Origin of the sequence: Chitinophaga sp. OAE865, assembly GCF_040546735.1 — a bacterium.
Taxonomy (GTDB): Bacteria; Bacteroidota; Bacteroidia; order Chitinophagales; family Chitinophagaceae; genus Chitinophaga; species Chitinophaga polysaccharea_A.
Map to the genome: position 1 here is coordinate 161,489 of NZ_JBEPOF010000001.1, position 21,872 is coordinate 183,360.

General features: G+C 46.1%; 19 protein-coding genes. 3 read left to right on the plus strand and 16 right to left on the minus strand.

From position 1 onward, the window contains the following. Positions 1–264: 264 nt before the first annotated feature. The 7 genes from atpA to ABIE50_RS00690 all read right to left on the minus strand — a co-directional run bounded on the left by atpA (position 265) and on the right by ABIE50_RS00690 (position 9,050). On the minus strand, positions 265–1,842 hold the full coding sequence (gene atpA, locus ABIE50_RS00660; RefSeq protein WP_142685645.1) for a F0F1 ATP synthase subunit alpha: 1,578 nt from the start codon (positions 1,840–1,842) through the stop codon (positions 265–267). An 82-nt stretch (positions 1,843–1,924) separates the two neighbouring features. Next, positions 1,925–2,485: an ATP synthase F1 subunit delta gene (gene atpH, locus ABIE50_RS00665; RefSeq protein WP_209856900.1), complete on the minus strand. Its 561-nt coding sequence runs from the start codon at positions 2,483–2,485 to the stop codon at positions 1,925–1,927. 69 nt (positions 2,486–2,554) lie between these two features. Then, on the minus strand, positions 2,555–3,049 hold the full coding sequence (atpF, locus tag ABIE50_RS00670; RefSeq protein ID WP_142685643.1) for a F0F1 ATP synthase subunit B: 495 nt from the start codon (positions 3,047–3,049) through the stop codon (positions 2,555–2,557). 123 nt (positions 3,050–3,172) lie between these two features. Beyond that, on the minus strand, positions 3,173–3,430 hold the full coding sequence (atpE, locus tag ABIE50_RS00675; RefSeq protein ID WP_079471016.1) for an ATP synthase F0 subunit C: 258 nt from the start codon (positions 3,428–3,430) through the stop codon (positions 3,173–3,175). Positions 3,431–3,524: 94 nt separating this feature from the next. Further along, the gene (atpB, locus tag ABIE50_RS00680) at positions 3,525–4,676 is read right to left on the minus strand and encodes a F0F1 ATP synthase subunit A (RefSeq protein ID WP_354027825.1); all 1,152 of its coding nucleotides are present in this window, start codon (positions 4,674–4,676) and stop codon (positions 3,525–3,527) included. Between the two features lie 284 nt (positions 4,677–4,960). Continuing rightward, entirely contained in the window at positions 4,961–6,721 is a 1,761-nt protein-coding gene (locus ABIE50_RS00685; protein WP_209856896.1) for an ABC transporter ATP-binding protein, read from the minus strand. A 130-nt stretch (positions 6,722–6,851) separates the two neighbouring features. Then, entirely contained in the window at positions 6,852–9,050 is a 2,199-nt protein-coding gene (locus ABIE50_RS00690; protein WP_209856894.1) for a hypothetical protein, read from the minus strand. Positions 9,051–9,419: 369 nt separating this feature from the next. Between ABIE50_RS00690 and ABIE50_RS00695 the strand changes: the two genes are divergently transcribed. Both ABIE50_RS00695 and ABIE50_RS00700 read left to right on the plus strand, forming a co-directional pair. Further along, positions 9,420–10,103, plus strand: a complete 684-nt coding sequence (locus tag ABIE50_RS00695) for a response regulator transcription factor (RefSeq protein ID WP_079471020.1) — start codon at positions 9,420–9,422, stop codon at positions 10,101–10,103. Between the two features lie 168 nt (positions 10,104–10,271). Then, the gene (locus ABIE50_RS00700) at positions 10,272–11,321 is read left to right on the plus strand and encodes a sensor histidine kinase (protein WP_185937222.1); all 1,050 of its coding nucleotides are present in this window, start codon (positions 10,272–10,274) and stop codon (positions 11,319–11,321) included. 77 nt (positions 11,322–11,398) lie between these two features. Here the strand turns inward: ABIE50_RS00700 and ABIE50_RS00705 are convergent, their stop codons facing one another. Beyond that, positions 11,399–12,646: a porin gene (locus ABIE50_RS00705; RefSeq protein ID WP_354027826.1), complete on the minus strand. Its 1,248-nt coding sequence runs from the start codon at positions 12,644–12,646 to the stop codon at positions 11,399–11,401. A 254-nt stretch (positions 12,647–12,900) separates the two neighbouring features. Between ABIE50_RS00705 and ABIE50_RS00710 the strand changes: the two genes are divergently transcribed. Next, positions 12,901–13,824, plus strand: coding sequence for a helix-turn-helix transcriptional regulator (locus ABIE50_RS00710; RefSeq protein WP_209856890.1), 924 nt, complete (start codon positions 12,901–12,903; stop codon positions 13,822–13,824). A gap of 6 nt (positions 13,825–13,830) precedes the next feature. Here the strand turns inward: ABIE50_RS00710 and ABIE50_RS00715 are convergent, their stop codons facing one another. The 8 genes from ABIE50_RS00715 to ABIE50_RS00750 form a co-directional block, all read right to left on the minus strand. Next, on the minus strand, positions 13,831–15,315 hold the full coding sequence (locus ABIE50_RS00715) for an MBOAT family O-acyltransferase (protein WP_142685636.1): 1,485 nt from the start codon (positions 15,313–15,315) through the stop codon (positions 13,831–13,833). Next, the gene (locus ABIE50_RS00720) at positions 15,302–16,588 is read right to left on the minus strand and encodes a GDSL-type esterase/lipase family protein (protein ID WP_209856881.1); all 1,287 of its coding nucleotides are present in this window, start codon (positions 16,586–16,588) and stop codon (positions 15,302–15,304) included. The genes ABIE50_RS00715 and ABIE50_RS00720 overlap by 14 nt, the downstream gene beginning before the upstream one ends. Next, positions 16,560–17,966, minus strand: coding sequence for an SGNH/GDSL hydrolase family protein (locus ABIE50_RS00725; RefSeq protein ID WP_209856879.1), 1,407 nt, complete (start codon positions 17,964–17,966; stop codon positions 16,560–16,562). The genes ABIE50_RS00720 and ABIE50_RS00725 overlap by 29 nt, the downstream gene beginning before the upstream one ends. 21 nt (positions 17,967–17,987) lie before the next feature. Next, complete coding sequence (locus ABIE50_RS00730) at positions 17,988–18,563, minus strand: glucosaminidase domain-containing protein (protein WP_209856877.1); 576 nt, start codon at positions 18,561–18,563, stop codon at positions 17,988–17,990. A 327-nt stretch (positions 18,564–18,890) separates the two neighbouring features. After that, complete coding sequence (locus tag ABIE50_RS00735) at positions 18,891–19,379, minus strand: amino acid--tRNA ligase-related protein (protein ID WP_354027827.1); 489 nt, start codon at positions 19,377–19,379, stop codon at positions 18,891–18,893. Positions 19,380–19,383: 4 nt separating this feature from the next. Continuing rightward, positions 19,384–20,364 carry an aspartate--tRNA ligase gene (gene aspS, locus ABIE50_RS00740; RefSeq protein WP_354027828.1) on the minus strand — a complete coding sequence of 327 codons (981 nt, stop codon included), beginning with the start codon at positions 20,362–20,364 and terminating at the stop codon, positions 19,384–19,386. Positions 20,365–20,377: 13 nt separating this feature from the next. After that, positions 20,378–20,644 (minus strand): OB-fold nucleic acid binding domain-containing protein, encoded by a 267-nt coding sequence (locus ABIE50_RS00745; RefSeq protein WP_354027829.1) that lies wholly within the window; start codon positions 20,642–20,644, stop codon positions 20,378–20,380. Between the two features lie 128 nt (positions 20,645–20,772). After that, positions 20,773–21,822, minus strand: coding sequence for an NAD(P)/FAD-dependent oxidoreductase (locus tag ABIE50_RS00750; RefSeq protein ID WP_209856876.1), 1,050 nt, complete (start codon positions 21,820–21,822; stop codon positions 20,773–20,775). Positions 21,823–21,872 lie beyond the last annotated feature (50 nt).

The following is a 21,872-nucleotide window of genomic DNA, read 5'->3' on the forward strand; positions in this document are numbered from 1 at the left end:
AAGGCTATGAACAATACTTCGAGTGGAAGGGATTATGAACTGATCAGGACTCCTTACGAATAGATTTTGAACTAGCTACAGCAGCAAATTTATAGCGGCCTCACCATATAAAACGCGGATCTTTTATATTTTCTTTTTAAGAAGATTTATAAAATATAATATAATGAATTTTTAAAATTAGATAAGAACTGGTACCCGTATAAAAAAAATCCCCTCTGCCAGGATGGCAAAGGGGATCTGTATTTTTAGCGATAAATGCTGTTACTATGCGAATCTTGGCTTCAGTTCATTAGCCAGTGTAACCATTTTTTTCAGGCCATCTTCAGGCAGGTTACCTTTTTTGAACTCTGCGAGTACTTCTGGTAAACGCACCTGCATTTCATTCAGGAACGCTTCTTCGAAAGCACGAACCTGTTTAACAGGAACGTCGCGCAGTAAACCGTTGGTACCAAGGTAAATTACTGCAACCTGTTTTTCTACGGCATACGGGCTGAACTGGGCCTGCTTCAGGATCTCCACGTTACGTGCACCCTTGTCGATAACTGCTTTGGTAGCAGCATCCAGGTCGCCACCGAATTTGGAGAAAGCTTCCATTTCACGGTATTGTGCCTGATCGAGTTTCAGGGTACCGGATACTTTCTTCATGGATTTGATCTGCGCGTTACCACCCACACGGCTTACAGAGATACCTACGTTGATAGCAGGACGGATACCGGCGTTGAACAGGTTACCTTCTAGGAAGATCTGACCATCGGTGATGGAGATTACGTTGGTAGGAATATAAGCAGATACATCACTTGCCTGTGTTTCGATGATAGGCAATGCAGTCAGGGAACCACCGCCTTTCACCAGATGTTTGATAGATTCAGGCAGATCGTTCATCTGTTTTGCGATAGCATCATTGTTGATGATCTTAGCGGCACGCTCGAGCAAACGGCTATGCAGGTAGAATACGTCGCCAGGATATGCTTCACGACCCGGAGGGCGTTTCAGCAGCAGGGATACCTCACGGTAAGCAACCGCCTGTTTGGACAGATCATCATAAACGATCAGTGCAGGGCGGCCTGAATCACGGAAGAACTCCCCGATGGCAGCACCGGCAAACGGAGCGTAGAACTGCAGCGGTGCAGGATCAGCAGCGTTTGCAGCTACGATGGTAGTATAAGCCATAGCGCCTGCTTCCTGTAATGTTTTCATTACACCGGCAACAGTAGATGCTTTCTGGCCAATAGCTACGTATATGCAATAAACAGGTTTACCTGCATCGTAAAATTCTTTCTGGTTGATGATCGTATCGATACAGATAGCTGTTTTACCTGTCTGACGGTCACCGATTACCAGCTCACGCTGTCCACGGCCTACAGGGATCATGGCATCGATCGCCTTTACACCTGTTTGCAGTGGCTCTTTTACCGGTTCACGGTACAATACACCGGGGGCTTTACGCTCCAGCGGCATTTCATACAGTTCACCTTTGATAGGGCCTTTACCATCTATCGGCTCGCCCAGTGTATTGATTACGCGGCCAACAACACCTTCTCCCACGTTAATGGAAGCGATCTTGCTGGTACGGCGTACTTTATCACCTTCTTTAATACCTGCTGACTGACCCATCAATACCACACCCACATTGTCTTCTTCCAGGTTCAGTGCAATTGCTTTTACACCATTGCTGAATTCTACCAGTTCACCGTAACCTACATTGCCCAGTCCATATATGCGGGCAATACCATCACCCACCTGCAATACAGTGCCCACCTCTTCCAGGTCGGCAGAAGCATTGAAGTTGCTTAACTGCTGGCGTAAAATCGCCGAAATTTCATCAGGTTTAATATCAACCATAATTATGATTTTAAAAAAAGTCGTTAAAGAAAATTAGTATAACGACAACAGCTTTGCGTGTACGCAGCGGCTGCTGTATTGATTAACGTAATTCAGATACGTAAATATTCTTGTTAAACTGCTGTTTGATATCTTTCAGATCACGCAGGATAGAAGCATCAAACAACTGGTCGTTGGCTTCAAGTACAAAACCACCGATCAGTTCAGGATTTACGGCTGTTTCCAGCTGTACCTGCTGAGTGGTTTCACTGGCAATCTTCTGTTTGATCACATCCAGTGTAGTATTATCCAAAGCAACAGCAGTGGTGATTTTCACCGGGCTGATGTTTTTCAGTACCATGTACTGGCGTGCAAACTCGGTGGTCATTTCAGCCAGCGCGCTTTCACGGCCTTTGCTTACCAGCAGGTTTACAAAAGAACTGGTAGTAGTGCTGATACGGCCTTCAAATATGGCGGCCAGTATTTTCTGTTTCTTATCGGCCTTTATGATAGGGCTTTTAAGCAAACTCACCACATCAGGGTTGCTTTTCATCACCTGTTGTAAGAACAGCATGTCTGTATGCACCACTTCCAGCTGGTTCAGTTCCTGAGCCAGGCTTATCAATGATTTTGCATACCGGGATGCTAAACGGGGATTCTGCATATTAAAAAAGCTTTTAGCTTGCAACGTTCAGCGTTAGCTGTTTAACAGCCGGCGCCACCCGCTGGTATCTTAGTTCAATTTGATTTCTTCTGCCAGTTGTTTCACGTAACCTTCCTGTGCTGCTTTATCAGCCAGTTCCCTTCTCAGTACTTTTTCAGCTACTTCGATCACGAGATTGCCTACCTGGTTCTTCACATCCGTTAACGCTGCCATTTTCTGGTTTTCGATAGCGGTGTATGCTTCACTGATGATCTTCTTTGCTTCTGCCTGCGCCTGGGTTTTGGCTTCGCTGATGATCATGTCTTTCGCCTCTTTTGCTTCTTTCAGGATCTTGCTTCTTTCAGCTTTAGCTTCCGCCAGCACATGCTCATGTTCAGCTTTCATCTGGGCCATTTCTTCCTTCACTCTTTCTGCAGTGGCAATAGAGTCGGTAATGGAACCTTCCCTTTCCTTCAGGGTAGCGAGGATTGGAGTCCAGGCAAATTTTTTCAGGATCAGGAAAACGACGATGAAAATGAATAATGAAATAAGAAACAAGCCTAACGCGGGTTGCAACAGATCCATATAATTAGAATTTTATTTTTTTTATGTTGATGTTTTCTGGATTCAGGTAGATTGATGATTCGCCTGTAATAAAAGATTACTGCATCCATTGCCCTGTGCGCCGGATGCAGTAAAAAGTTTGGCTTACAGAACTACCGCCAACAGACCAGCGATTACACCGAAGAGAGCAACACCCTCAACCAGTGCAGCAGCCAGGATCATGTTCGCACGGATGTCGTTAGCAGCTTCTGGTTGACGAGCGATAGACTCCAGAGCGCTCTTACCGATGTTACCAACACCAATACCAGCAGCGATAGCCGCGATACCAGCACCAACAGCACCACCAGCTTTAGCCAGACCAGATGCAGCAGCAGCCTGCAATAAAATAGACAAAAGTGCCATAATGAATATGTATTTGAATTATAAAAAATTTCGAACTAATAAAGCGGTCGGCATTTAACTTTCGGGCAAAGGCTTAAAAGCTAATTCCGTATGCTTAGTGGTGGTGTGCCTCATCATGTGCACCTTCCATGGCCTGGCCAATAAATACGGCTGTCAGGTTAGCAAAGATGAACGCCTGGATAAATGCTACCAGCAGTTCCAGCATCATCATCACGATATTAAACAGAACAGTGATAGGCAGGAAGCCATAACCAGCTACCTTGTTTAAAGATCCGAAAATGAACACCAGGGATATAATACTCAGGATAATAATGTGACCTGCCAGGATATTGGCAAATAACCTGATCATCAGAGATACCGGTTTGGTAAATACGCCGATCAGCTCTACCGGCGCAAGGATGAACTTAACTCCAAAAGGAACCGGAGGATTGAAAATGTGACCCCAGAAATGTTTATTGGTGCTGAACATAGTGGCAATAAAGCTGATGATAGCCAATGCCGCCGTTACTGCCAGGTTACCCGTTACGTTGGCGGAGCCAGGCAACAATCCCAACAGGTTGTTGATCAGGATAAAAAAGAATATTGTCAGAATAAAAGGCGTATACCTTTCTGCATGCTTGCCGGGAATATTAGGCTTTACCACTTCATCACGCATGAAAATGATCACCGGCTCTATAAGGCTTTGGAAACCTTTCGGGGCTTTCTTTGAACCACGTACCCTGTAAGCCTTTGCTACGCTCAGCATCAGGATCACCAGCAATACAGCGGCAATGATCATGGAAGTGATATTCTTGGTCATTGAAAAATCGTAGATCTTTTCATCGGTAGGGTTGCCATTGGCATCTACTGCAATCACCTTACCATCCATGTATTTGGCCGGATCCAGCCCTTTTTCATGCAGGTAGTGCGAATTTACCAGCTGGTAACCATCGTACGCTTTATGACCATGCTCAAATTCAGAAGAGGAAAATACAGAAGTACCACGTGCAGGGTTGTAAATGATCACCGGTAAGGGGATAGTTACATGAGTGTCGCCCATACTGAACAGGTGCCAGTCGTGGGCATCCTTTACGTGTCCGAGAATTACTTCCTTAGCATCAAATTTTTTAGTCTCACCTTCTTCTCCTCCCTTACCTTCTTCTCCTTCATGAGGTGCAGCTGCCGCTGTTTCATGGTGGGAAACCTCCTGTGCAAAGGAAAAATTACTAAAACTGTGAAGGCCTAAAACCATCACAAGTGCTACCATTCTATGTTTGAACCAATTGAAAGAAATCACCGTTTTCTGAAATTTTGCGCAAAGATACTCGTTTTTATCTTCAAAATTAAGCGACTACGGAAAAAAAGTAAGATATATTGTAATTACATTGATAACCAGGTTATTGCAGGTTAAAAATGCCCCTTTTTTTAATTAAAAAAGACCGTTGAAAACAACAGCCCCGGAAACTATTTTCATATTAATATTTTTATCATTCATTGAGGCTCCGCTTTGCCCATCTCCGGCTGATATACAAATTATATCACCTAAGCTTCTCACACCCTGCTCACATTAAACTGCATGCTATGCAGTTTGAAGTAAAAACCTTCCAGTTTCAGCAACTCATCATGGGTACCCATCTCCTTAATTTCCCCCTTATCCAGCACGATAATTTTATCGGCCTTGCTGATGGTGGAAAGCCGGTGGGCAATAATGATAGCCGTGCGGTCGGCAATCAGCTTGTCGATCGCCTGCTGTATCATCATTTCCGATTCGGTATCCACAGAAGAAGTGGCCTCATCCAGTACCAGGATAGCCGGATCGTATAACAACGCCCGCACAAAAGAAATCAGCTGCCGCTGCCCCAGGGAAAGCGTGCTTCCCCGCTCCATTACCTGGTAATCGTATCCACCAGGCAGCTGCATAATGAAATCATGGATCCCTATCAGCCGGGAAGCCTCTTCTACCTTTGCCCTGCTGATGTTACTGTTGTGCAGGGTAATATTATCATAAATAGACCCGGCAAACAGGAACACATCCTGCAATACCACCCCTATCTTACTGCGCAACGATTCCAGGGAATAAGCCGGCAGCTCAATATCATCTATCTTAATACTTCCCTTCTGTATTTCATATAACCTGTTAAGAATACTGATAATAGTGGTTTTACCGGAACCGGTATGCCCCACAATTGCTACCGTATCGCCAGGCTTTGCATGAAAACTGATATTTTTCAGCACATAACGCTCATCTACATACGCAAAGCTCACATTGTCAAAAGTGATAGCCCCTTTCATGTTTTCGGCCGACTGATGCCCCCTGTCCGGAATATAATCCTGGTTGTCGAGCACTTTGAATACCCGTTCACTGGCCACCATGCCCATCTGCAGCGTGTTGAACTTATCTGCCAGCATCCGCAGCGGCCGGAACAGCATATTCAGGTACATGATGAAAGCGATCATCACCCCCTGGGTAACCTCGTAATTCAGTACCTTGTTGGCTCCCCACCATACCATTAACCCCAGCGAAATAGCCAGGATAATTTCCACCACCGGGAAAAAGACAGAATAGGCAAAAATGGCATCGATATTGGCTTTGCGGTGCTCCTTATTGATATGCTTAAAACGGGCAAACTCTCTTTTTTCAGCGGTAAAAGCCTGTACCACTACCATTCCTGTAAGATGCTCCTGCACAAAGGCATTCAGCGCCGATACCGCGTTACGTACCCTGTAAAAGGATTTATTCACGCTTTCCTTGAAGATGTATGTGGCAAAGATGAGCACCGGGAAAGGCGACAGGCTGATGAGGGTCAGCCGCCAGTCTTCCATAAACATCACTACCAGTATGGCAATGATCATTAACAGATCTGCCACAATAGAAATGATACCTTCGGAAAACACATCATTGATGGCCTCAATATCATTGATAGTCCTGGTGGTAAGCGTACCAATGGGGGTTTTATCAAAGAACGCCAGGTTCAGGTGCACAATCTTTTTATATACCGTTACCCGCAGGTCTTTTACCACAGATTGCCCCAGCCAGTTGGTGAGATAGGAAAAATAGAACCGCACCACGGTTTCCAGCAGTAACAACCCTATTTGCACAATCGTTACCAGCACCAGCATCTGCATCAGCTGACCGGCTATATACTTATCTACCGTTACCTGGATCAGGTAAGGGCGTAAAGGGGAAATAGCGGCCAGTACCACCGTTAATATCATGGAGATGTAGAAGGATCGTTTGTAAGGGGCCGCGAATGAGAAGATGCGCCGTAATAAACTGAAGTCAAATACTTTCTTTACCGCAAGATTTTCCAATGTGCCAGGTTTAAACTATGTAACAAACCTACGATAAAAAATAATTACGCAGGACTTACTGCGAATGTCGGGTACACAAAAAAAGAAGGCGCAGGAGTCCTGCGCCTTCCGGGAAAATAATTTATAACCCTTATTTCTTTTCGTCTTTCATAATCTGTTTGTAGGCCTTAATGAATATGGCGCCCAGGTTTTTATGCGGCGGCACATAATCGCTGAAAAGGTCTTTGTTGCGGGCATCACCGGCAAACCGTTTGGTGAGCTGCGCCCACATGATCACCCAGTCCACATTCTTGCCGGAACGCACCTGGTCTTCCAGGCTGTGGATAATAGGTTCGTTTACAAAACGGGTACCCACCTGTTTGGAGGAAATGATATGCGCCTCCGGCGATTTTTCCAACACGGTAGCCAGGTTATGATAACCGCCACAGGATCCCAGCACCACTATCTTGGCAGAGCTTTGCAGGTTATCCAGGGTGGTATTGATATGATAGCTATGTCCGCGGTGAATGAAGATAGTAGGATGGATATCATTTTCATCCAGGTATTCAGACAGTTTGGAAATAGCTTCTTTATCCGCAGGCTCATCTGTTGGCAGGTTTGCGTAAATAGTAGTGGGCTTTCCCTTCAGCGAGGTGATGGTAGTCCAGTATTTATTTTTGCTTACTCTCCAGTCGGACGAAGGGAAGTTGGTCATGAAGCTGGCGTACGACTCCTGGCCGTCTTTATCTCCATAAAAAAACACCTGCTGATACACTCTTCCGCTATCGCTCTCAAGTGTGTTAAAGGTAACGTAGTTGATAGGCGGCAACTGCAGCTTGGCAGCCATATCCGTGGCTTTGGACGAATCATTCTCTGACTTCGATTCGGTTTCAAACAGGCTGCTGAGCAGCTGGTAAATAACGGTTCCGCGTTTATCGTTATGCTTTCTTACATAGTTCAGATTCTTCTTTACCTCCTCGCGAAGGAATTCCAGCAGTTTCTCATCACGGATACTTCCAAAGGAGTTGGCCACATCCACGGCGTCTTCCAGGTCTTCGGTCTTTTCCAGGTTCTGCACGTATTTCTGCATGAGATAGTTGGAATTTTCCGGGGCCATGGACTTCAGGAAATTATCCAGTGTATTGAAACCGGCGGCCATGGCAATGAACTTTTTGAAACGGTCAAAATTCACCATCATCAGTAAGCTGTCGCCACGCGGAGGCTTCATACGGAGCATCATCTGGTCGTACAGGCCTGCATTATTGTGATTGGTATAACTCGAAGTGTACAGTTCTTCCTGACCGTTAATGATCAGGTAATACAGTTCTTCCGGCGTAAAGTTCTTGACGATGGCAAACCTTACCGGGGCGGGCTCTTCATGCAGGTCGTTTACGGAGCGAATATACAGCAGCGATTTTGCCTGCATATTTTCCATCATGGCTTTCAGGCCGTATGGATTTTGTCCGTCGCTTTTCATTTTCTGCAAGGCAATAGTGGACTTTACCATCTGTTTGAAATACTGGTAGTCGTTGTCTACTATTGGCTCCAGTTTCTCCACGGTAGTGGTACCTGCCAGGAGCTCGTCGATGAAAGGCAGTATCCTGGTGCTTTGGGGCGACTGCCCTATACGCACAATCTGTTGTACAATCGGATCCTGGTTACGTTTGATAGCATTGGCCATCGGGGTGTAGGAAGTAGCATAGGTAAGTATCTGGTTGGGATATTTACGCGCTACGGCTGCCACAATGGAATCGGTGCCCGGGTAGTTGAGATAATCCGCCAGTTTGGGCATTACCGTTTCCAGGTTATTGAAGGCATATTTAGAGAATACCTGTCCCCTCGCATCTTTGTAGCCGGGGTTATCATGAAACGATTCGATGATCCTTTCGGATGCGTCATAAGAAAGGTTATTGATATAAGGCAGGATACTCTTCCCCTTGATATCGGCATGCATCATATTGCGGAAGGCAGCCACCATAGCGGGAGCTTCTTCCGGATCAATTTTACTGCGCGCCCGCTTCTGGTTGTAATCTTTCACCATTACATAAATAGCGGAGAGATACTTTACCTTCAACCGGTGATCCAGTGAATCGTTGTCCTCTATTTCCTGCTGCATATCATCCACCTCTTTTATCAGGGCGTTAGTCACCTGCAGGTTGATGGTCTGATCCTCCGAAACTTTCACGAGGTCATCCGCTTTCCCGTCAAATTTGGCGGCAGCGGCCTGCTCTTTATCGATGTTGTCATGAAACCCTTGTCTGCTGATTGGAATCGGATGGTGGCTGCTTTGCGCCTGCATGTGGCTTGCTGCCAATACAGTCAGCGCGGTTACTAATAAAAATCTTCTCATACTAAATGTGATCTTTTCCCAGGGACCAGATAGCAAATTTACAACCAAATACAGAGTTTGCCAGCATTTGGTTACTATCTATTGTTTTTTAAGAAGAAATATATTCATAATATTTCATCTGTAAATAGACGATCCGGGTTTGGCTGATATTATCTTCAGAAAAACACAGAACGGGTTACTTTTTTCATAATCATATAGCTATGAATAGCGAATAGTTGGCATATTGACACTGCATCATTATTTGGCGTACCTTGTTGCGGAACGCGGAAAACCAGTCTGATATTGAATTAACAATTTCATAATGTTAATTTTCCATTAATCACGGAGATGGCTTTATAATTTTGTCCCGTCTTTTTAAAAGCAAAATTTATGATAGACCAAGCGGTTGCAGGAAAAATTCTGGTAGTAGATGACGAGTTGGATATTCTGGAAATTATCAGTTACAATCTTAAAACAGCAGGTTACGATACCGTAACGGCGAAAGATGGTAGCGAGGCTATCCAGAAAGCAAAGATATTCAGACCGGATCTGATTATGCTGGATATCATGATGCCAAACAAGAATGGGATCGATACCTGCCGCGAAATCAGGAAAATCCCTGAGTTCAAAGACACGATGGTATTGTTTCTAACTGCGCTCAATGATGAAAAATCGGAAGTAGACGGATTAAATATGGGAGCAGACGATTACATTGCCAAGCCCATTAAACCTAAGTTGCTGGTAAGCCGTATCAATGCGCTTTTCCGCCGTTTACACAAACCCGAGGAAACCCGCGTAACACTGGGCGACCTGATCATCGACCGGGAAAAGTTCACTGTTACATACAAAGGGCAGGAAATCATCCTGGCAAAGAAAGAATTTGAGCTGTTGCAGTTACTGGCGTCCAAGCCCGGCCGTGTATTCCTGCGTAACGAGATCCTTAACCAGGTATGGGGTACCGAAGTGATTGTGGGCGACCGTACCATCGATGTGCATATCCGTAAGATACGCCAGAAAATAGGCATCGATTTAATCACGACCGTAAAAGGTGTAGGCTATAAATTCGAAATGTAGTCTGCCGCCTGTTAGCCTTTAGCTGCCGGCATTCCCGCCGCAGCGTATTCAAATCCCACCAAAACATTTCGCCGGCAGCTAAATACTGCTGGTTAAAAGCTATTACTGTTGTCAAATAAAAAATTTAAAGTAATTTCCCATTATTACCTTAATTACTCACTTTGGAGTATGTTTAAAGCAAAAAACCTGTCCCCCCAGAAGTTAGCGGGGTTTACAGCCCTTATCATATCTGCCGTTATTGCGCTGGGCAGCCTGGTAATAGATGGCAACTGGAAAGTGGTAGTGGGAGCTTTTGTGCTTACTTTCCTCGTGTCATATTACCTCTATCTTTATACCCTGCAGAATTTCATTTACAGGAAGATAAAGCTGATCTACAAATTCATTTACCAGACCAAAGCGTCGAAACGGGAAGAGTTCTTCCAGAAAAATATTCTTCCGTTGAAAACCATTGAAGAGGTAAGTGAAGATGTAGAGAAATGGGCCAGCCAGAAAAAAGAAGAACTGGAGAACCTCCGCCGGAATGAAGAGTTCCGCAAGGAATTCCTGCTGAACCTTTCCCATGAGCTGAAAACACCCATTTTTGCCGTTCAGGGCTATATTCACACACTGCTGGATGGCGCGCTGGAAGATCCCAACGTAAATAAGCTGTTCCTGAAAAACGCTACCAAGAACATCGACCGTCTTTGCCGGCTGATCGATGACCTGGATGAAATATCCAAACTGGAAAGCGGGGAAATGACCGTGAATGCGGAAGTATTCGTTATCCAGGACCTGATAAAGGATGTATTTGATACCCTGTCGCTGAAAGCCAATACCAAAGGCATTAAGTTCAGTATCAAAAAAGGCTGCGAAGCGCCACAGCCGGTATATGCCGACAAAGAAAAGATCCGGCAGGTGCTCATCAACCTGGTAGATAACTCTATTAAATACGGCAAACCCGATGGCCATACCATTGCCAGCATTTACAGCATGGATGGCAAAAGAGTGCTGATAGAAATTTCCGACGATGGTATAGGAATGGCAGAAGAACACCTGCCTCGTGTATTTGAACGGTTTTACCGTACCGACAGGGCTCGTAGCCGCGATATTGGCGGCACCGGCCTGGGCCTGGCCATTGTTAAGCATATCGTGGAAGCCCACGATCAGTCCATTACCGTACGCAGCAAACCCGAAATAGGCAGTACGTTCGGGTTTACAATGGAATCAGGAAGAGAATAAATTAATCATTACCGATAAAGAGGAAGAGGCAAACAGGTAGTATCCTGTTTGCCTCTTCCTCTTTATAAGCCGGGCTGTTAAAAACGATACTGCATCCTGCAGGTAAGCACATTATCTTTCAGGTCATCTTTAAACCCTTCCAGTTCCGTGCTTTCATTGGTAACCCAGTCGTAATACACCATGAATTTCAGGTGTTCATTGGCATAGTAAAGGTAACCGATGCCTACCGTGTTATAGCGTATATCCGCGGGGGTTAGCCCTGCACCCGGGGCGCCGATCTCTTTACCTTTTACCTTTGTATTGGGATCGTACCAGTCGTACTTCAATACTGCCTGGTGTTTTACACTACCGAGGTTTTGAATATAATAAAGATATGCACCGTCAAAACTGCGGATATACAGCGGTTGTAAACTTCCGTCTGCCGCTACAGGGATAGTGCCTGGCGTTTCAGTGGTGGACGCTGTGGCTGTTTGTTTTCCCCGGAGATACTCTGCGCGGAACTGGGTATAACCCCTCTTTTCACCATTGGAGATCTTCCATTGTACATCCGCCCCGAAATAGTGCCGGGGAGCGATTCTTCCTACATTGGCCGCTGATGAATCTACCATAAAAACAGGCTTCCCGCCGGTGGCCCCCATGGTGTAAATTTGTTTGGTAAACTGCTGCATGCCGCCGTATAATACAGAGGCGCCACCCGATAACTGGCTTTTTGTTCCCTTTATCTTCTGCGGCTTTATGGCAATACGCCCGATAAAATCTTTATGGCTGTCGAAATCAGTGGTGGCGGTCAGGCCCTGCCCGTTAAAAGCGCCTGCATCTATTTTCAGGAAACGCAGGGGATGATCTTTACGGCGGGGCTCAAAGGAGATCATTGCTCCGAGGTCCCGTTCCGTTTTCATCAGGATCTGTGACATCCGCCCACGCTCAGGGGTTTCACGGTCGGCCGACGACAGGTTCACTTCATAACCAAACGGGCGGGCGAACATTCCCCCCACCAGCGAGAACAAATTAAATTTCGTCTCAAAAAAACGACCATAGAAGTCCCGGATATTTACACCTCTTTCAGTACCATCGAACTGGAAAGCAAACTGCACCACCGGCATGTCTTCCTTGTTATAGCGTTCGTAATCCACCCGGATACGTCCGCGGCGCAGGGTAAAGCGGTTATCGGAGGCTGCCGGGAAATTCCCTGCCGCATAGCTTTGGGCGCCCCTCGACTGCGCCATCTGGAATTGTGGCTGAATATACCCGCTGAACCGCAGTGCATCATATTTCATATACATGGATATCATCCCCTTCCCCATTTCGGTAGTGGTATCTATCATATCCATCAGAAATTGCGCACGGGCAGTTCCCGTGAAACATAACATCAAAATAACGATCGGAAAAATTCTGGCAGTGCGCATCAGATACTGAAATTATTGCGCAAAAGTATAGAATTAGCCATTATTTAATCCAGTTGTTTATGCTTTAAGCGGGTAAATCGTTAACAGCTCGTTAATCCATTCCTGTTGCGGCCGGCTTATCTGTTGCCTTCGGGCTTTAAAGTAAATTAGGTTACTCCAAAAATTACGCCTCCATGAAACCATCAACTTTTAACCATTGGGAGAAAAAATTGCAACTGGCCATTTCATTATCCCATGACGATCCCCAGGGCGACCGTGGCCTCAAGGAAGTAGCTGCACTGATCAGCGAATCTGTGGATAACTTCTCGCATAAATTTGCAGAGATGTACGGAATTTCTTACATGCATTTCACAAAGAGACGGAGAGTGGAAGCAGGTGCAGGATACCTCCGGCACAGTGATTACAGTGTGGGAATGATCAGTGAAATGTGCGGGTATACACAATCCAGCTTTACCAAAGCATTCAGGGAATTCTTTAATGAGGCCCCCATCAGCTTCCGCAACCGGCTTCACCTGGAAAGTGAGAAGAATACGCTGGAACGCACCAAAATTGCCTCCACACCACATGATGATCCACAGCATCTCATTTTCACTACAGACCGTACGGAAGACATCAGGCTGCAGGATTACCTGCTGTATTATAATATCCTCCCCAGGAACGGCGGCGACCCGGTGAGAACAATGGTGGAATACCTCAGTAACTACCAGAAGCAGCTTTACGCCATTAAAACATCACTGGAACTGCCCGGCGCCATGATCATCACAGGTACCCTGGACATAGTGCCCGTGACCGATTATTCAAAAATGATGATGTATGTAGGTATTATGATTCCCATGCAAAACGAGTACGATAAAGCCCACAATCAGGTGCGAAGCTCATTCCAGCAACCATACAGCCTTTTTACGAAACGTGTTCCAGGCGGTCATTATAAAAAACTGCCGGTACCCATGAACTTCGCAGCGGCCGGCCTGCCCATGTACGAGTTTATTAACAACAGCTGCCGTGCAGGATACTTCAAAATGAGCGGTAACCACTTCTTCATTTCACTGACAGGCGAAAATGATTCTGAAATCTATATTCCCTGGCAGAAACGGTAAAAGATATTAAAACTGGAAATAGATCGGGATCATTGGTTGGGTACTTTTTACCTGTACCAGTAACCAGATGAAAGCCACCATGATAGCTACACTACCCGCCACTGGAATACGGCCAAGTATCTTCTCCACGGAGAATTCCACTCTGGAAGGCAGGAAATGTAATATAAAGCCGAGTACCATTACCCAGAACACAGCGGTATAACCGTTATACAGCTCCAGGGCTATCTCGGGCTGAAAATCGTATACTACCTGGTGTATCAGCGACCATGCGTCATGAAAAGTGGCTGCCTTGAAAAATACCCAGCAGAAACAAACAAAGTGGAAAGTGATAAGCACCCCAAGTATTTTAAAGAAAGTAGCTTTCCATCCCGTGATCACTTTTTTGCTTTTCTTCAGGTAATCGATCCTTACCTTATCAACCGCCAGCGCACTACCGTGCATGGCCCCCCAGAAAATGAAATTCCAGCTGGCGCCATGCCAGAAACCCCCAATCAGCATGGTTAGCGCCAGGTTAACATATTGGCGCACCTTTCCTTTACGGTTACCTCCCAATGGTATGTACAGGTAATCGCGCAACCAGCTGGACAGCGAAATGTGCCAGCGGCGCCAGAATTCCGTAATGGAAGAGCTCTGGTACGGAGAATCAAAGTTGGGAGGGATCTTAAAACCGGTCCACCGCGCAATACCCAGCGCCATATCAGAATAACCGGAGAAGTCACAATAAATTACCAACGCATAACCATACACGCCCATTAAACATTCCAGGCCGGTATGCTTACTGGGATCATCAAAAATATATTGTACAAAGTTCTGGTAAATGAAATCCGAGATAACAATCTTCTTAAATAATCCCCCCATGATCAGGTACATTCCCTTACCGATATCTTCTGAACTGAGACGGTAAGGCATGGAAATCTGCGGGATAAAATCCGCCGCGCGCACAATTGGCCCCATCATCAGTTTCGGGAAAAAAGAGAGGAAGAAAAGATAGTCCATAAAATTATCCACGGGCTTGATTTCATCCCGGTACACATCTATGGTATAGCTAAGGTTTTCAAAAGTATAAAAAGAGATACCAATAGGCAGGATCAGCTTTAGCGTGGAAATATGCCCTGCTGTGATATCGTTGACGATCCCGATAAAAAAGTTGGTGTACTTGAAATAAAACAACAACCCGATATTCAGGAAAATACTCAGTATCAGCAGCGATTTCTTTACCTTTTTATCGGGGCTTTCATGGATCCATCTCGACAAATTAAAGTCTACAATCGCTGAAAGTATGACCAGTCCTACGTAATAGCCGCAGGCTTTATAAAAGAAATAAAGTGAGAATACCGTATATACCCATACCCTGGCGGTTTTATTCCTGCTTACCAACAGGTAACACATCAGGAATAGCGCAAAGTAATAAAAGAAGAACCCACTGTTAAAAAGAACCGGGTCTGACTCATGGTACGACAGTTGGTATAACAATTTATTAATGTCGATCATCGGAGGTTAATGGATTTTTCTTTGTTTGCTGTAGATAATGTGTATAAGAACGTTGCAGGGCTTCGTATAACAACTGTCCCTGTAACTGGTATCCTCTTGCATTAAAATGAATGTGATCGGGGGCCCAGCCTCCTGCAAATCTGGCTTTCTGCGCTTTATTTACCGCATTAAAATTCCAGCAGGCGATGCCGTGCTGCCGTGCGTATCCCATGATCTGCTGGGTCACCATCGAGATATACGGATTAGGATAATAAGCGGTGTGGTATACTGTTCTGTATTTCTTTTTGCCTACTTTTTTACGGGTAGCTTTACGCACTGCACGCATACAATCGGGAGGAGTGGTGAGCAGGATGTTTACGGAGGGGTCTTGTTCCCGGAGCACGGTTACCGCTTTGTCTATTTCATCCCTGAAAGCCAGGGGATCCATTCTGCCGCCATAGGCTTCGTTAGTGCCCAGGGAAATGATAACCAGCCGGGGTTTCAGCACTGCCATCTGCGCCAGCAGGATATTGCTGATTTCATTGTAATGCTGGAACATGGCCCCGTTAATGCCAATACTGTGGTACAATACCCCGTTGCGGCTGTTTTCCATAATAGCGCCATAAAACCTGAAGGGACCGTTGCCGGTGCCTTCCCATCTTGCCTGGAAAGATTGTGATGTTTGCAGGAAATCGAGAGTAGCTTTGCTGAGGGTAGATGAACCAGGAAAAGGGGCAGGCGTTACTGTTACCGTAGCATCCGGCACCACAAGGGTATTGTTGGTATTACCGGCATCATACAGGAGGGTTACTTTACGGAAATTATTATCCATTGCACCATCTGTTTTACCGCTGAACGACAGGGTAGGCGCGTCATTCTGGGAAATGATGACAATACCGCCGGGACCCAGTACATCAGATTTATTCCGGTCTACCACCCGTTCTGAAGCCCACCTCACGGTGCTGTTCCACTTGAAATCTTCTGGTCCGTTGGTTCCTGCCAGGTTGTATGGGAAAACATATCCCCTGCCGGCATAGCCAAACCGGCTTTGCAACATGGAAGCAACAGTAAGCGGGAAGTATCCTGCCTGCACGTGGGAATCGCCCAGGTGCAGGATGGAAATTACATTACTGTCTGCTTCATGAAGCGAGGAAAAAACGTTGTACAACGCCGTATCCTGCTGGATATTGCCGGCATCGGCCATTTGTTGTGCATAAGTTGTAAATCCGCAGAGTATCAGTAAAAGCACTGCCACCCATTTTGCGCTAAGGTTGTTGTGCCTGACTGTATTCATTCATAATAGCTTTATAAAGCAGCGCTCCAACTTTGGCTGCTCCCGTTCTGTTAAAGTGTGTATAGTCCTTGTTGGCCATCACAGTGTCTCCCTCTACCCACTTTACCATAGCACCTTCGCCGCCCATGGCGGCAAAAAGGTTCCAGTAGGCGGTACCATGACCAGCGGCGAGGTCGTGCTGTACTTTCAGCAGTGCTTCCACACCTGGTGCGGTAATATATTTGTCGGCTTTTCTGTAAGATTTATCGGCAGTACCGATGATCAGGAATGAAGTTGATGGCAGGTCCCGGCGGAGTGAGTCCATCACTTTCTTCATCGGGCGCTCATACCAGCTATAGTCAGTGAGTTCCGGGCGGAATAATACATTGGCGCCGTAGTGCATCACCACCAGGTCGTAAGGACGTTCCTCCTGCATGCGACGGATCATACTGGCAGACAAGCGGCCAAGTTCCACTCCGCTGATACCTCTGAACGAATAGTTATCTACATAAATACCATCCCCGTTTTCAAAGCAAACACCATAAAAAGGCATTGCGCTGCCGGTGTTGCGGATAACTACGGAAGCAGTTCCGGTATCCTGCCGAAGATCCAGCCTGTTCACCGGCTCATTACCGGAAAGCGTATAGGCCTTATCGTTAATAGTGATGGCACCTGATCCGGCAGGTCCGTATAATACAGACACTTCGCTGAATTTGTCGAGCAGCGGCTTTTTCACAGGGGAATACTTCACCCAGCTGTTGCCACCGGGATAAAAGGTATGCCCTGACAATCCGAGGGTAACATCAGACGGCGGTGAATTCTTATAATGATAATCTTTCCAGTCGGTAGAAAAAGTATGTGTGATAGTGGTTCTGAAAGATGCTACCACAGAAGTAACCGGCACAAATCCTACACCACCTCCACCAAAATAATGCTGTAAGCTGTCGCGCAGATCACCGGTGATCAGGTCTCCTTCGATCATAGAATCACCGAAATAGGCAATCCTTACCTTGCGGCGTTTACCCGCTTTCAGCTCTTTAAGTGCAGTGAGGAATTGTTTCATCCCAACGATAGAGTCGCCGGGCACAGGGGAGGCATATTCCATGATGCCGGTATACGACATGAAGTCGTGTGTATGATCCGGGTTAGGCACATGCGGATTACCGGCTGTACCGGTGCTGTCTAAACCAGAAAGCTTACTGCTGTCGTTGCCGCCTGCAGTAAGCTTTTGATCGTCCGGGGAAGTGGAAGTTGTTCTCAGTTCTGATAACATATCCAGCTTCCGGAATTGAAAGTCTTTATATGAAAAGCTGTAATTGAGCTGTGACAGCCCTACTACGCAAACTAAAGTTCCCAGAATAATATAGAACGGGTAGGCAGACTTATTTTTGCCGGACATAGTTTAATGATCTGTAGCACATCACTGTTCGCCTGCTGCCGGCATGCCTACGGTTAACCATTTTTGTGATTCCGTTGCCACGCTATCCATACCTGCGTCCAGCTTATACAATTTATAGCGGTTAATAATGTTTGTCACTCTTTTTATCCACTCATGGCCGGCAGATGAATAACCGCTATGGTTCATCTTTTTGAGCCACACGGTAAATTCGGGGTTACCTTTTAATTCGCCAAACCATCTCTTACGTGCCAGTACTTCCACAAAATGCTCATAGGAAGCCATGTCTGATACATACTGTTTGTACACAGACCTTGCTCCCGGTTTAACTTTGGATATATTATTTTGTCCAACGATACCAAAGTGGTTGTGCAATAATTTTGCATTCCTGCTTGTTCCGGTGCCTGATTCCAGCATCGCTATCCCGAGGATAACGCTGGCTGGGATACCGGTTTCCTGCATTAATTCTACAGAAACCGGTTTGAATTTCTTCAGATAATTATTTGTGGATTGTTGTGCAAACCCAACATTGCTGAGCATTAGCAATAATAACACCGCACATAACCATACTGTCCTCTTAAAGAATGTTGAAATTCTCATGGTAGTATTTTTTGATACAGGTGATAGTTCCTTCTTTGTTTTCAGCATCATTTTCTTACCTCACATATCAACGATGATCACACCGCAATATTACTTTAAAAATTTAAATAATACGACCTTCTCTTTTTCTTATCTAACCCGTTAATCTCTTGTTAAAAAAATTGTACCTCATATTTGTGCCAATCCCCTTTGATGCGGCACTTTGCCATATCAAAGGGGATTTTTAGCGACAAAAGCATTCCCTCTTGCAAAGACTATGCCGGTAAGCCTTTTTTCCGCGGAAAGCATGTTAGCAACTTGTTAAACATGCTTTTCCAAGCGGGCTTATTATGACTTTACCAGGCTGATCTTCAATTCATTAAGCTGTTGCTGATCAATTTCAGCGGGCGCATCCAGCATTACATCGCGCCCGGAGTTATTTTTCGGGAAAGCGATAAAGTCGCGGATACTTTCACTGCCACCCAACAGCGAACACAGGCGGTCAAATCCGAAGGCAATACCTCCATGCGGGGGCGCACCATATTCAAATGCCCCTAACAGAAAGCCAAACTTGTGTTCTGCCTCTTCCTTGCTCATTCCCAGGGCTGCAAACATTTTCTGCTGCAGGTCGCGCTGGAAAATACGGATGGAACCACCCCCTACTTCTGTGCCGTTTAAAACTATATCGTAGGCGTTAGCCTTAATTTTGCCGTATTGTGAAGGATCATCCATCAGAGCTATCTGCTCCGGCTTTGGTGACGTAAACGGATGGTGACGGGCCACCCAACGGTTTTCCTCTTCAGCGTATTCAAATAACGGAAAGTCTATAACCCACAACGGTTTAAAGTCGTTTTTTGTTGCGTAAACCGAGGCGTTCTCCCATTTCCAGGCGGAGCTCGCTGGCAGCTTTACGGGTACGCTCTTCCTTGCCAGCCAGCACCAGGATTAGATCTCCGGGTTGGGCCTGACATTTTTGCGCCCATAATTTGAGTTGCTCCTCGTCAAAAAACTTATCCACAGAGCTCTTTAATGTACCATCTGTGTTATAACGCACATAGATGAGCCCGCTCATGCCGATCTGCGGGCGCTTTACCCAATCCGTCAGCTCATCCAGCTGTTTGCGGGTATATTCTGCACAACCTTTGGCAGCAATAGCCACTACCAGTTCTGCATCATCAAATACTTTAAAGCCCTTGTTTTTAGCAGTATCGTTCAGGTTTACCAGCTTCATTTCGAAGCGGATATCCGGTTTATCGTTACCATAATATTCCATCGCATCATCAAAAGTCATCCGCGGGAAGGCTTCAGGAAATTCAATGCCTTTTATTTCCCTGAAGATGTGCTTAAGCATATGCTCAAAGGTGCTCAGGATATCTTCCTGGTCTACAAAGCTCATCTCACAGTCGATCTGGGTAAACTCCGGCTGCCTGTCGGCGCGCAGATCCTCATCCCTGAAACATTTCACAATCTGGTAGTAACGGTCGTAGCCACTCACCATCAGCAATTGCTTAAAGGTTTGGGGCGACTGTGGCAGCGCGTAGAACTCGTTGGGGTTCATGCGGCTGGGCACTACGAAATCGCGTGCGCCTTCCGGGGTGGATTTGATCAGGAAAGGAGTTTCTATATCCATAAACCCGGCCGTATGCAGGTAGTTACGGGCAGCCCTTCCTACCTGGTAACGCAGTTCCAGGTTTTGCCTTACAACGTTACGGCGCAGGTCGAGAAAGCGGTATTTCATCCGCAGCTCATCTCCTCCGTCGGTATCATCCTGCAGGGTAAACGGCGGCGTTTTAGCTGCATTAAGGATGGTAAAATCGCTCACAGTGATCTCTATATCACCGGTAGGGATATTTTTTATTTTTATTTGAACGCTCGGTTACGGTGCCTTTTACCTGGATTACAAACTCACGGCCCAGCGGCTGTGCATCCAGTTTAGCATTCAGGCTTTCCCCGAATAATAATTGAGTAATACCATAACGGTCCCGCAGATCAAAAAAATTGATACTGCCAAACTTTCTTACTGTCTGTATCCATCCGGCCAAAGTTACTTCCTGGCCCACCTGTTCCATTCGTAATTCCCCGCAAGTGTGCGTCCTATACATGCGTAAATAGTTGATTTAGTTAGTTTTATGGTTGCATTACGGGATAAGCAATCATCAATTGGCGACCACTCTCCAGTTGTTCACTTATGCCCATAAGGGGGGCAAAGATACGGTTTGAATCGGGCATTTTATGCCCGGTGTATGTTAAAATATCGTTTGAGGTCTATTTCCGGCATCAGCGGTGCATTGGCAAGAAGCACATCCCTGAAATGCGCTGCCATAAAGGGCGCAAGCGAACATCCTTTTGTTCCCAGCCCGTTAAAAAGCCCTACAGGCGGTAGTTGGGGGTGGAAACCGGCTATAGGGCGACGGTCATTCCCTGATGGCCTTACCGCCGAAAGCTGATCCACTATTTCATACGGCACTTTCAACAGCTGGCGGAGGCTTTTTTCCAATATTTCCCGCTGCTTTAAAGTAGGCCGGTCATCTTCATAATCCCACACGAAAGAAGATCCTCCCCAGAATAACCCATTGGCCTGCGGTACCAGCGTGATCCCCTTCTTGATAACATCCCCGGTTTCCAGTCCAGGTATCTTCACCAGCAACACTTCTCCCTTATTAGGCAAAAACTTTATCTCCTTAAAAAAAGGAAGCCCCGGGGTACCCGCTCCATCACAGAAAATAATTTTAGCGGCAGATATATCTCCATAAACTACCTTATTCTCCCTGATCTCCAGGCGCTCAATATCCAGGTGGGCTTCCACCAGTGCATCCTGGTCCTGTAAGTAACGGCGATAAGCCGGCAAAAGCGAACGGAGGTTTACCGTAGCGCCACGTACAATAGCCGCGCCGTAAGGCTGATCCAGGAAAGCGGCATATTTCATGACAGCGGGCAGCTGCGTATATTCATTACCGGTAGTTTTATTCAGAAAAGCTTCCCTCATCTGCATCGATGGAAAAACCGTCCACAGTTCCCGTTCTGTAAAAACCGGCACCTGCAGCAGGGCCGATAGCTGCTCATAGGTGGTTTTGGCAAACGGGTAAATAGTATCATACATCCAGGCCGGTTCAAATCTGCGGCCAGACACAGGGTTAATGATCCCGGCCGCTACCCTGGATGCGCTGTTGGGTTTGCCATCATCTATAACAATTACTTTTTTGCCTGCCTGCAACAGGAACCAGCTTAACATGGTACCTGCTATTCCCTGTCCTACAATAATGTAATCAGCGTTCCTCATGCCCTCAAAAATAACAATAAAAAAAGGGCTGATGGATATGCCCATCAGCC